The organism is Polaromonas sp. (genome assembly GCF_049790275.1).
Classification (GTDB): Bacteria; Pseudomonadota; Gammaproteobacteria; order Burkholderiales; family Burkholderiaceae_C; genus Polaromonas.
This window is the reverse complement of record NZ_JBAQYR010000066.1, coordinates 22,859-33,408: the sequence shown is the minus strand read 5'-3', so window position 1 is coordinate 33,408 and position 10,550 is coordinate 22,859. Positions and strand designations below refer to the sequence as shown.

Here is a 10,550-nt window from a genome sequence, read left to right as displayed (position 1 = left end):
GCTCGGCAACGTTCTGTGGCCGGCGCGCCTCGTTCGGGCTCAGCGCCCAGTCGATGGCGCGCAGCAGGGCGTCGCCGAACACGGCGGCATTGCCGATGTCCACCGCCCTGGGCATGGCGTCGTCCTGGACGCGCGCAGCCGATTCCAGCGGTTTTTGCCCGGTGGTCATCCAGTACATCACCGCGCCAAGCGAGTAGATGTCGGTCCACGGACCCTGGTTGCCTTTGCTGTGGTATTGCTCGAAGGGCGCAAAGCCGGGGCTCACGATGTTGGTCAGGTCGCGCCCGCCGGTGTAGCGGCGTGCGGCCCCGAAGTCCAGCAGCACCGGTGTGCCGTCGGCGCGTATGTAGATGTTGTCGGGCTTGATGTCGCGGTGCAGGAAGTCCAGCTTGTGCACGGCCTCCAGGCCGTCCATCAGCGGGTAAATCACCTTGAGCAGGCCCGCCTGGTCCAGCGCCGGCTGCTTTGCCAGCCAGCGTTTGAGCGGATCGCCCGACTCGTATTCCATGACGATGTAGGCGGTGCCGTTTTCGCGGAAATAACGCAGCACGCGTGCAATGTTGGGATGCCGGAAGGAGGCCAGCGCCCGGGCTTCGTCCAGAAAACGCTCCAGGCCCCACTGGAACTGCTGCTCGCCTTCGGGCACCCGCACGCGCACCGACAGGTCGGCCGCCCGCGCTGTCAGGTCGCCCGGAAAATACTCCTTGATGGCGACCGGCAGTTCGAGGTTGATGTCACGCGCCAGGTAGGTGATGCCGAAGCCGCCGCCGCCCAGCATCTTTTCAATGCGGTACTCGAACACCTTGTGGCCGTCGGGCAGAGCGGCCGCGTCGACACCGGCCGCGGGCGGCCTGGCATCCGGTGGGGGCAAGCTGCTCAAGCAGCGCCCTTCATCGCGATGGGGTTCATGTGTTCAGTTGCCCCGCTCAATCATCTGCATGGCTTTCTCGAGGCTGCGGCGCATGCGGTTGAAGGAACTGCCGAGCACGGCCACTTCATCGCGGCCCGCGTCGGAAAACTCCGGAACGTCGAAGTCGCCGGTGCTGACCTTGTCGGCCGCCTGCGACATGCGCCGGATCGGGCGCACGATCAGCCAGCTGAGCATCACGTTCAGCGCGATGAAGACGACGGCAAACACCGCGGCCAGCGAAGCCATGAAAGTCTTGAAGGCGCGTTCGGCATTCAGAATGGGGATCTCCATGGGAACGGTCACCACCTGCGCGCCGATGATCTCGTTGTGCTTCCAGCCGAAGCCATTGGCTTCACCGTAGACCTTGATCATGCTGGCCGGCGCCGCGGCCGGCACGCTATGGCACTGCAGACAGGCCGGGTTGCTGATCTGGATCGGCTTGGCGATGTACAGGGTACGGCCGGTACCACCGGTGCGCTCGGACACCAGCTCTTTCGAGTCAGCGTTTTTCCGGAACTGCTGGACGATATCGGCTTCCCAGTCGGTGGCGCGATCGCGCGGATTGGTTGGGTTCAGCGTGGCTTCCTTGTAGCCATAGTCGCGGTATTTTTTCTGTATGTGGTTCAGGGTTTCGGTGGCCGCGTAGGCCGGCACGGTTTGCGGCAGGAAGACCTCTTCGAGCTGCTTGTCCAGGTGCGGCTTGACCTGCTCGACGGTGTAGGCCCGCACGGACAGCGCCGTGTCCATCATCAAGCGGGCGTTGCGCAACACCTCTTCGCGGGCGTTGTCCTGCAGCAGCTGGCGCGACACAAGGCCGGCAGCGGCAAAGCCGGCCAGGAAAACAATCACCAGCACCAGATTGAATTTAAGGCGTAAACCCATAGTGTCCCCATCGTGAAAAACGTCTTGTTACCATTTTAGGCCTTGCACCGTACCGCCCATCTTCCCCGCACTCCCTGCTGTCAGCCGGGACGGTGCAGTGATAATCGCCTGATGTCATCTTCACCCAAAGTCCTGTTCGGTTTCCACGCGGTTGGTGTGCGTATTAAAACCGCACCGCAGTCTGTTTTCGAGGTATTTTTCGATGTTTCGCGCCGCGACGCGCGTATGCGCCAGTTTGTCGACCGCGCCCGCGAGGCCGGCATCCGGTTGATCGAGTCAGACGGCCTGCGGCTGGCCAAGATGTGCGGCAGCCACGGCCACCAGGGCGTGGTGGCGCGGGTGGATGCCGTGCCGCAGGTCAAGTCGCTGGACGAATTGCTCGAACAGCTGGAGGCCGCCGGGGAAGAGGCGCCGCTGCTGCTGGTGCTCGACGGCGTGACTGACCCGCACAACCTGGGCGCCTGCCTGCGTGTGGCCGACGGTGCCGGTGCGCATGCGGTGATTGCGCCCAAGGACCATGCGGCCGGCATCAACGCCACGGTCGCCAAGGTGGCCAGCGGCGCGGCCGAAACCATGCCTTATTTCATGGTGACCAACCTGGCGCGCACGCTGGGTGAACTCAAGGAACGCAACATCTGGTGCATAGGCACCAGCGACGATGCCGAAAAAACCATTTACGACGTGGACCTGAAGGGGCCGGTGGCCCTGGTGCTGGGCGCCGAGGGCGAGGGCATGCGCCAGCTCACGCGCAAGACCTGTGACGAGCTGGTGAGCATTCCGATGCGCGGCGCGGTGGAAAGCCTCAACGTGTCGGTGGCCAGCGGTGTCTGCCTGTACGAGGCGCTGCGCCAGCGGACAGCCTGAGTTCGCGAGGCTGGGCGCGAGATCAGCCGACTTCGTAAAAGCGCATCAGCACCTGCTCGGGCAGCCGCGCGCCGGTGCCGACGAACAGCCGCTCGGTGATCCAGCGCAGTGTCGGCGCGGCGGTCTCAAAGCGCGGGCTGCAGCGGAAATAGACCAGCGCCGGGTCCACCGGCTCACCGCGCAGCAGCCGGGCCATCAGCTCCGGCGGGCCGCTGCGAATGGCATGGTTTTGCACGTAGATCAGCTCGCCGGCATCGGTTTCCAGCAGGTAGCGGGCGTCCAGCCTGGCCGTGCCCGCCGCCGTGACCAGCTGGAAATCGGTACCGCCCGGCAAGACGCGGGCCCGCCAGTCCTGCCCCTGGGCCCGTCCGCCGGTGATGGGAACCAGACGGCGCAATCCGTGGCCGCTATCGCCCACCTCCAGCGGTTTTCCCACATCGACCGACAGGTCGGCAAAAAAATTCAAGGGTGGCGCGGCCAGGCTGTTCACGGGTTTTTCCGGCGTGAGCATGTCGAATTAGATCCAGCCCATGGCACCCAGCAGGGCGCCCGCGCCCAGCAGCCACAACAGGTGCAGGCGGGTGCGCCAGACGATCAGTGCGGTGACCACGGTCAGCAGCGCCACTGGCCAGTCCTTCAGGGAGACGACGTTGGCGCTGGCGAGGATCCAGCCCGTGGCAACCAGCAGCGCAATGACAATCGGTGCCATGCCCTGCTTGAAGGCACGCACTCCGCGCAGGTTGCGGTTGCGGTGGCCCCAGCTGGCAGCCAGGTAAGTCAGGGTGGTGCTGGGCAGCAGGATGCCCAGCATGGTGACGAAGACGCCAAACAGCCCGGTCAGCGGTCCGCCCGCGTTGAGTCCGACATGCCAGCCCATCAGCGCGACAAACAGCACGTTGGGCCCGGGGGCGGCCTGGGCAATCGCCACCGAGGCGTTGAACTGCGTATCTGTCAGCCAGTGCTGGCCATCGACCAGGTAGCGGTGCATGTCGGGTGCGGTGGTGATGGCGCCGCCTACCGACAGCAGCGACAGGATCATGAAATGGCCGAACATGGCCAGCCAGTCGCTCCATTGCAGCGTGATGCTCATGGGAGCAGCTTTCGCCAGGTCAGCGTGCAGGCCACCACGCCCAGGCCGAGCAGCACATAGACCAGCGGCAGGCGCAGCAGCGCGATGCCGACAAAGCACAGCACCGCCAGCGTGATGCAGATGGGCAGCCCCAGCGGGTGGGTCTTGAGCGCGCCCATCAGTTTCAGGCCGGTGGCGGCGATCAGGCCCGCGGCCACGGCACCCATGCCGCGCAGCGCGCCCGCCACGCCGGGATGGCCGGCAAACTGCGCGTACACCAGCGCCAATGCAAGCACCACCACCAGCGGCACGGTCAGCATGCCGGCCAGTGCAGCCATGGCACCCGGCAGCCCGAAATAACGGTGGCCGATCATCAGCGAGATGTTGACGACGTTGGGCCCCGGCATGATTTGTGCCACCGCCCATTCCTCGACGAATTCCTCGCGCGTCATCCAGCGTTTTTTCTCGACAAGTTCGCGTTGCACGACGGCCAGAACACCGCCGAAACCCTGCAGCGCCAGCAGGGTGAAAGAGACAAACAGGTCGGTGAGGGACTGGGGTTGCGGGCGCGCTGATTTTTCGTCGATGGGCAGGGCTGGCGAAGGATTCATGGCTGGCAATTATCGCCCGCGGACTGCCGCTGTATTTGTCAAGGCTGGCCTGACTTTTTTTCAGGCCACGAACCTGAAGTGCGCGTGGCCAGCCAGAGGCCGGCCGCAATCAGGCCCAGCGCCGCCAGGGCCGTGGGGTCCAGCGCCTCGCCCAGCAACGCCCATCCCAGCAGTGCGGCTGTGGCCGGGTTGAGCGCCAGGAACACCGTGACACGGGTCGGCGATTCGTGCTTGAGTGCGTAGAGCCACCAGAAGTAGCCGATGCCGCTGGAGACCCCGATCAGCCCGACCACAGCCCAGGCCTGCAGGCTCAAAGCCAGCACACGCACCGGCCAGTTTTCTTGCAGCGCAAGCAGGCCCAGGAACAGCACCGACACCAGCATCGCAAAGCTGGACACCGCCAGCGTCGGATAGCGCCGCAGGTAAGGGCGGTAAAGCACGCTGCACAGGGCCCCCACACAGGCGCTGGCCAGCACGGCCGCTTCGCCCCACCAGTGGCCGGGGTGAGGCGCCAGGAGCTTGGGCCAGAGCGACAGGGCTACGCCAGCGATGGACAGCATGACACCGGCCAGCAGCGCCGCCGAGATATGTTCGCGCCCCAGGGCACCGGACAGCAGCAGGGTCAGCAGCGGGAACAGGCTGAAAATCAGCGCCGCCTGGGCCGCGCCTATGTGCTGGAGCCCGTAGTTGAGCAGCACGATCAGCACCGCAAACTGGCCTGTGCCCAGGGCGGCCATCGCCAGCCAGTCTGGAGGCGCTACTGTTTTTATAGCTGCTAGCGCCCGTCCACCAAGGGCTGGAGCCCTAAAGGTCTTCAAAAGAAAAGGCAAAAGGCAGGCCAGGCCGATGGCGTAACGCAGCAGGGCCAGGGTCAGCGGCGGTACCTCGGCCACGACAAAACGCGAAGCCACAATGGCCACGCCGACCTGTACGCCGGTGGCAGCGGCTGCCAGCAGGGCCAGGTTGGGTTTCAGAAAAGCGCCCGGCTGCTCACAGCCTGAGTTCCCAGGTTTCTCCCACCAGGTCTTTGCCGAAACCAGTGTAGGGCTCGCTTTTGACCAGTTGGAAACCGCGCCTGCCATAAATGGCTCGCGCGCTGTCCAGGCAGCTGTTGGTCCAGAGCACCATTTTTTTGTAACCCTTGCTGCGTGCGAAGGCAATGCATTCATCGGTCAGCCGGCCCCCCAGGCCCAGGCCGCGAGCTTGCGGCGTGAGGATCAGCAGGCGCAGCTGCGCCACGGTTTTCGACTTGCGCACGACAAACACCGAACCGACGCGTTCGCTGCCCAGCTCGGCCATCCAGCAGCGTTCCCATTCGGGCTGGTAATCGCGCACATAGCCGGCGACGATGCCGGCGACCAGGGCTTCGAATGTGCTGTCCCAGCCGTACTCGCGCGCGTAAATTTCGCCGTGCTGCTGCACCACCCAGCCCATGTCGCCGGGCTGCGGGTCGCGCAGGACGACGGACGGGCTGGTAGGAGCAGCCGAGGGTTCGAGCAGGTGCTGCACGGTGGCCAGCGCCTGCGTCAGTTGCTGCTGCGCAGGAGCGGGCAAGGGCGCCAGCAACGCCGCCGCTTCGTCGCGTGAGCGTTGCTGCAGCGGCGCGAAAGCCTGGTAACCGGCTTCGGTCAGTTGCAACAGGCTTTGCCGGGCATCGCTGGGGGCAGGCAGGCGCGTCAGCCATTGCCGGGCCTCGAAGCGCCGCAGGATGCGGCTCAGATAACCGGCGTCCAGGCCAAGGTCGCGCCCCAGCTCGGTCGCGGTGAGCTGTTGGCGATGCGCCAGTTCATAAAGCACACGCACATCCGTCAGCGACAGCTCACTGCCCAGGTAGGGCGTGAGCACACCGATGCGCTGGGTGTAAAAACGGTTGAAGCCGCGCAAGGCCTTGATGTGGGCGGCGGGGACTGTGTTCGGGCTGGTGTTGGAGGCGGGTGTCATGCCGCGATGATCCGGCAATTATTTGACTGAGTCAAGTAATTGCAGACTTATTCAGCCCGAATAGCCCCGGCTGATGAGCGTGCGCAGTATTTTCTTCAGGGCCGTGACGTCACGCTCGCTGAAGCCCTGCAGCAGCGAGTCTTCATGCGCCTTGGCCTGTACCAGCAGGGCCGCCACAGTGGCACGGCCCTGCGCCGTTTCGAACACCAGGGTGCGCCTCGCGTCGGCCGGATCCTCGCCGCGCCGCACCCAGCCGGCCTTTTCCATGCGCTGAACGAGTTTGGTCAGGGTCGGCTGCTGCGCCAGGATTTCGCGCGCCAGCTCGCCGATGGTCAGGCCGTCGCCGTCCGACAGGGTGGCCAGCAGGCGCCACTCGAGCTGGCTCAAGCCCTCTGCCTGGACCTGGGCGTGGAACTCGCTGTACACCACATGGCTGGCCCGCGCGAGCAGGTAGGACAGGTAGCCATCGATGAACCGGGTGGCCGGGGCCGGACAGGCCTGCTTGCTGGAGCGGCTCACCGGATGCCTCGACGAGAAAGTGGGGTGCTTGCGTATTGCATGAATATTCATATATTATGCGCAGATGAATGTCGCCTTGCAAGCTTCCCTGATTCCCGCTGCCCCCGACCCAACGCCTGTGCTGGACAGCCGGGTCCTGCGCACGGCGCTGGGCCAGTTTGCGACCGGCATCACGGTGGTGACCACCCGCGCAGACAGCGGCCAGCTTGTCGGGCTCACGGTCAATTCGTTTTCGGCCCTGTCCCTGGAGCCGCCACTCATTCTCTGGTCGCTCCGGATCAGCTCGCCCAACCTGCCGGTATTCGAAGCGGCGGATCGGTTTGTCGTCAACGTGCTGGCTGAAGCGCAGGTGGAGGTGTCGCGCCGCTTCGCCTTGCCCCAGGCCGACAAGTTCGATGGGGTGCCGCATGCCGAAAACGCCTGGGGCCTGCCCCTGCTGCACGGCGCCGCCGCCTGGTTTGAATGCCGTACGGTGTCGCGGCAAATGGCCGGCGACCATTGCCTGTTCATTGCCGAAGTCGAGCGCTTCACGCTGTCCGAAGCCGCGCCGCTGCTGTTTCACGCGGGCGGGTATTTCACGCTGGGCTCGCGCCTTTAAAGAAAGTTTCCCATGCTGCAGGAACGAATCGAAGCCCGCTGGATTGACTGTTTTGCCGAGGCCTTTGCGCTGTGCGGCGTGAAGGCGGGCGACACGGCGGCCATCCTGTCCGAAACGCAGTCGCGTCCGGTCAATGTGCAGCTGGCCGAACTTGCGCTGGCACGCCTCGGTGCGCGGGGTTTTCACCTGGTGCTGAACACACCGCGGCTCGCCGCGCCAGTACCGGTGCGATCGACTGGTGCCTCCGACGCCATCGGCCAGCTGGCCCCGGTGGTGCAGGCGCTGGCTGCCTGCACCTTTGTGGCCGACCTGACGGTGGAAGGCCTGCTGCACGCGGCCGAGTTGCCGGACATTTTGAAGGGCGGCGCACGCATCCTCATGGTGTCCAACGAGCACCCTGAAATCCTGGAGCGCTGTGTGCCCGACGCGGCCCTGGAGCCCAAGGTCAAGGCCGGCATCAAGCTGCTCAGGAATGCCAAAGCCATGCATGTCACCTCCAGGGCGGGCACAGACCTTTCCATCTCGCTGGCCGGGGCGCAAGCCGGCGGCGGCTGGGGCTACACCGCCCGGCCCGGCACCATTTCGCACTGGCCGGGTGGCCTGTGTCTGGCCTTTCCGGCCAAAGGCAGCGTCAACGGCAAGCTGGTGCTGGACCAGGGCGATGTCAACCTCACCTTCAAGCGTTACCTTGAAAAGCCCGTGGTGCTGACGATTGAAAACGACTTCGTGACCGACATCGCCGGCGAGCATGTGGACGCCGAGCTGATGCGCAGCTACTGGGCGGCCTGGGGCGACCGCGAGGCCTATGCCGTGTCGCATGTCGGCTGGGGCATGAACCCCAGGGCGCGCTGGGATGCCATGGCGTTTTACGACAAGAAAGACTTCAACGGCACCGAGCTGCGCGCCTTTGCGGGCAACTTCCTCTATTCCACCGGCGCCAACGAGGTGGCCGGGCGCCACACGCTGGGGCATTTCGATTTGCCGCTCAGGAACTGCACGGTGCAGCTGGACGGGCAAGTGATGGTGGATGGCGGCCGCCTGACCGGCGAGCTGGCCTGAGCCATGGCACTGCCGGCCTATCTGGAGCAGGGCAAGGGCGATACCGCCGTTTTTTTGCTGCATGGCGTGGGCGGCGGCAAAGAGGCCTGGGCGCACAACCAGCCGGCGCTGGCGGGCCACGGCTACAGGACGATTGCCTGGGACATGCCGGGTTACGGCGCGTCGCAAGCGCTGGCGTCCTGCAGCAATACTTCGCTCGCAGAAGCACTCAAAACCCTGATCGAACACACCGGCGCGAAACGCAATGTGCTGCTGGGCCACAGCATGGGCGGCATGCTTGCGCAGGAGCTGACAGCCCTGCATCCTCGGCTGGTACATGGCCTGGTCCTCTACAGCACCTCACCGGCTTTCGGCAAAGCGGACGGCGCCTGGCAGCAGCAGTTTTTGCAAAGCCGCTTCGCGCCGCTGGACCAGGGGCTGGGCATGTCGGGCCTGGCCGGCAAACTGGTGCCCACCATGTTCGCGCCAGATGCCGAACCGGCATGCATCGCCGAAGCCGCCGCATTGATGGCCCGTGTGCCGGCTGACAGCTACCGCGCCGCACTGTCGGCCATTGTTTCGTTCAACCGCCTGGCCGCGCTGGGTGACATCGCCGTGCCGACCCTGTGCCTGGCAGGCGAGCTGGACCAGAACGCACCGCCCGCCGTGGTGGAAAAAATGGCCAACCGCATTGCGGGCGCTGGCTACGTCTGTCTGCCGGGTGTCGGCCATATTGCCAACATCGAGCAGCCCGATCGGTTCAACACCGCCGTCCTGACTTTTTTAAAACAGCATTTCCCGACCTGACCCGAGGACCTTCCCATGTCTGCATTGCCTGTCTCTCCTCCCGCTGCCGCCCGCTACCAGCCGCCCTCGATTGCCGGCGACTACAGCGAACTCACGCCCAAGCAGGCCAGTCTGCTGGCCATCGCTACCCGTCTCGGGCGCGAAAAATTCGCACCGCGTGCGCAACAGATCGACCGCGATGCGGTGTTTCCCTTCGAGAATTACGCCGACCTGCGTGAAGCCGGGCTGCTGGGCATCTGCGTGCCTGAAGAACACGGCGGCTGGGGCGCTGACTTCGCGACTTATGTGATGACGGCCGCCGAGATCGGCCGCCATTGCGGAGCCACTGCGCTGACACTGAACATGCATGTGAGCTCCACCATGTGGACCGGTTTCATCGCCGACGACCTCGACATGACGCCAGAGCAGCGCGCCAACCACGAGGCGCACCGCAAGGTGCATTACGAGCGTGTGGTGAAGCAAGGCAAGGTCTATTCGCAACCGTTTTCGGAAGGCGGGGCCGCTGCGGCGGGCAAGGCGCCTTTCGGTACCCTGGCCAGAAAGGTTGACGGCGGCTACGTCGTCAACGGCAAGAAAATTTTTGCCTCGCTGGCCGGAGCGGCCGACTATTACGGCATTCTGTGCACGCTGGACAAGCCGGGCGCGACCCAGCGCGACTCGCTTTACCTGGCGGTCGACAAAAACCTGACGGGTGTCAGCGTCACCGGTGACTGGGACCCGCTGGGCATGCGCGGCACGGTTTCGCGCACGCTGGTGTTCCAGGATGTCTTTGTGCCCGAGGTCGAGCGGCTGATTCCCGAAGGCGTGTATGCCCAGGCGGCCTTGCGCTGGCCGCACATGTTCGCCACGCTGTCGCCAACCTACATGGGCATAGCGCAAGCTGCTTACGATTTCACGGTGCAGTATTTGCGCGGCGAGGTGCCCGGCACGCCCCCGGTCAAGCGCCGCATGTACCCGACCAAGCAGATCGCGGTCGCGGAAATGAAAGTTCGGCTCGAGCAGACCCGCGCCATTTTTCTGCAGAATGCGCGCGCTGCCCGTGTTGATCCCTCCAAGGAAATCCGCCTCGGGCTTTATGCGGCGCACTACACCATCATGGAAAACGCCAACGAGATCTGCCGCCTGGCGGTGCGCACCTGCGGTGGCCAGTCCATGCTCAAGAGCCTGCCGCTGGAGCGCATGTACCGCGATTCACGCTGCGGTTCGCTGATGTTGCCCTGGACCGCGGAACTCTGCATCGACCGGCTTGGGCGTGAATGCTTGTACGAGGCCGGCGAGCAGGACGAGCAGGCGGTGCTGTAGGGCCGGGGG

At 65.0% G+C, this 10,550-nt stretch carries 13 protein-coding genes; 5 read left to right on the top strand and 8 right to left on the bottom strand.

Annotated features, from left to right (window positions below; translation table 11 throughout):
* Together WA904_RS09670 and WA904_RS09665 are read right to left on the bottom strand one after the other, a co-directional pair.
* On the bottom strand, window positions 1-880 hold an 880-nt coding region (locus WA904_RS09670; protein WP_425196914.1), incomplete at its 3' end, for a serine/threonine-protein kinase.
* Between the two features lie 33 nt (window positions 881-913).
* Window positions 914-1,792 (bottom strand): c-type heme family protein, encoded by an 879-nt coding sequence (locus WA904_RS09665; RefSeq protein WP_425196913.1) that lies wholly within the window; start codon window positions 1,790-1,792, stop codon window positions 914-916.
* A gap of 111 nt (window positions 1,793-1,903) precedes the next feature.
* Here WA904_RS09665 and rlmB point away from each other — a divergent pair, with 111 nt between their 5' ends.
* Window positions 1,904-2,656, top strand: a complete 753-nt coding sequence (gene rlmB / locus WA904_RS09660; RefSeq protein WP_425196912.1) for a 23S rRNA (guanosine(2251)-2'-O)-methyltransferase RlmB — start codon at window positions 1,904-1,906, stop codon at window positions 2,654-2,656.
* 22 nt (window positions 2,657-2,678) lie between these two features.
* Here the strand turns inward: rlmB and WA904_RS09655 are convergent, their stop codons facing one another.
* The 6 genes from WA904_RS09655 to WA904_RS09630 are packed head-to-tail and all read right to left on the bottom strand — an operon-like array spanning window position 2,679 to window position 6,796.
* Window positions 2,679-3,167, bottom strand: a complete 489-nt coding sequence (locus tag WA904_RS09655; protein WP_425196911.1) for a DUF3237 domain-containing protein — start codon at window positions 3,165-3,167, stop codon at window positions 2,679-2,681.
* A 6-nt stretch (window positions 3,168-3,173) separates the two neighbouring features.
* A complete protein-coding gene (locus WA904_RS09650) occupies window positions 3,174-3,746 on the bottom strand; it encodes a chromate transporter (protein WP_425196910.1) in 573 nt (190 codons plus the stop codon).
* Window positions 3,743-4,336, bottom strand: a complete 594-nt coding sequence (locus tag WA904_RS09645) for a chromate transporter (protein ID WP_425196909.1) — start codon at window positions 4,334-4,336, stop codon at window positions 3,743-3,745. Before WA904_RS09645 ends, WA904_RS09650 begins: the two co-directional genes overlap by 4 nt.
* Before the next feature lie 38 nt (window positions 4,337-4,374).
* Window positions 4,375-5,418 carry a DMT family transporter gene (locus tag WA904_RS09640; RefSeq protein ID WP_425196908.1) on the bottom strand — a complete coding sequence of 348 codons (1,044 nt, stop codon included), beginning with the start codon at window positions 5,416-5,418 and terminating at the stop codon, window positions 4,375-4,377.
* Window positions 5,327-6,277: a bifunctional helix-turn-helix transcriptional regulator/GNAT family N-acetyltransferase gene (locus tag WA904_RS09635; protein WP_425196907.1), complete on the bottom strand. Its 951-nt coding sequence runs from the start codon at window positions 6,275-6,277 to the stop codon at window positions 5,327-5,329. The genes WA904_RS09640 and WA904_RS09635 overlap by 92 nt, the downstream gene beginning before the upstream one ends.
* A gap of 51 nt (window positions 6,278-6,328) precedes the next feature.
* Window positions 6,329-6,796: a MarR family winged helix-turn-helix transcriptional regulator gene (locus tag WA904_RS09630; RefSeq protein WP_425196906.1), complete on the bottom strand. Its 468-nt coding sequence runs from the start codon at window positions 6,794-6,796 to the stop codon at window positions 6,329-6,331.
* A 76-nt stretch (window positions 6,797-6,872) separates the two neighbouring features.
* On the opposite strand from WA904_RS09630, the gene WA904_RS09625 reads away from it, so the two are divergent.
* From WA904_RS09625 to WA904_RS09610, 4 genes are read left to right on the top strand one after another with little or no spacing between them, the layout of a single operon-like run.
* Window positions 6,873-7,394, top strand: coding sequence for a flavin reductase family protein (locus WA904_RS09625; RefSeq protein WP_425196905.1), 522 nt, complete (start codon window positions 6,873-6,875; stop codon window positions 7,392-7,394).
* 12 nt (window positions 7,395-7,406) lie between these two features.
* Complete coding sequence (locus WA904_RS09620; RefSeq protein ID WP_425196904.1) at window positions 7,407-8,453, top strand: peptidase M29; 1,047 nt, start codon at window positions 7,407-7,409, stop codon at window positions 8,451-8,453.
* A 3-nt stretch (window positions 8,454-8,456) separates the two neighbouring features.
* Window positions 8,457-9,239, top strand: a complete 783-nt coding sequence (locus WA904_RS09615; protein ID WP_425196903.1) for an alpha/beta fold hydrolase — start codon at window positions 8,457-8,459, stop codon at window positions 9,237-9,239.
* Window positions 9,240-9,254: 15 nt separating this feature from the next.
* Window positions 9,255-10,541, top strand: coding sequence for an acyl-CoA dehydrogenase family protein (locus tag WA904_RS09610; RefSeq protein WP_425196902.1), 1,287 nt, complete (start codon window positions 9,255-9,257; stop codon window positions 10,539-10,541).
* Window positions 10,542-10,550 lie beyond the last annotated feature (9 nt).

Coding starts and splice junctions, on each gene's coding strand:
- WA904_RS09665 (WP_425196913.1), bottom strand. CDS start 1,792: ATGGGTTTACGCCTTAAATTCAATCTGGTGCTGGTGATTGTTTTCCTG.
- rlmB (WP_425196912.1), top strand. CDS start 1,904: ATGTCATCTTCACCCAAAGTCCTGTTCGGTTTCCACGCGGTTGGTGTG.
- WA904_RS09655 (WP_425196911.1), bottom strand. CDS start 3,167: ATGCTCACGCCGGAAAAACCCGTGAACAGCCTGGCCGCGCCACCCTTG.
- WA904_RS09650 (WP_425196910.1), bottom strand. CDS start 3,746: ATGAGCATCACGCTGCAATGGAGCGACTGGCTGGCCATGTTCGGCCAT.
- WA904_RS09645 (WP_425196909.1), bottom strand. CDS start 4,336: ATGAATCCTTCGCCAGCCCTGCCCATCGACGAAAAATCAGCGCGCCCG.
- WA904_RS09640 (WP_425196908.1), bottom strand. CDS start 5,418: ATGGCAGGCGCGGTTTCCAACTGGTCAAAAGCGAGCCCTACACTGGTT.
- WA904_RS09635 (WP_425196907.1), bottom strand. CDS start 6,277: ATGACACCCGCCTCCAACACCAGCCCGAACACAGTCCCCGCCGCCCAC.
- WA904_RS09620 (WP_425196904.1), top strand. CDS start 7,407: ATGCTGCAGGAACGAATCGAAGCCCGCTGGATTGACTGTTTTGCCGAG.
- WA904_RS09615 (WP_425196903.1), top strand. CDS start 8,457: ATGGCACTGCCGGCCTATCTGGAGCAGGGCAAGGGCGATACCGCCGTT.
- WA904_RS09610 (WP_425196902.1), top strand. CDS start 9,255: ATGTCTGCATTGCCTGTCTCTCCTCCCGCTGCCGCCCGCTACCAGCCG.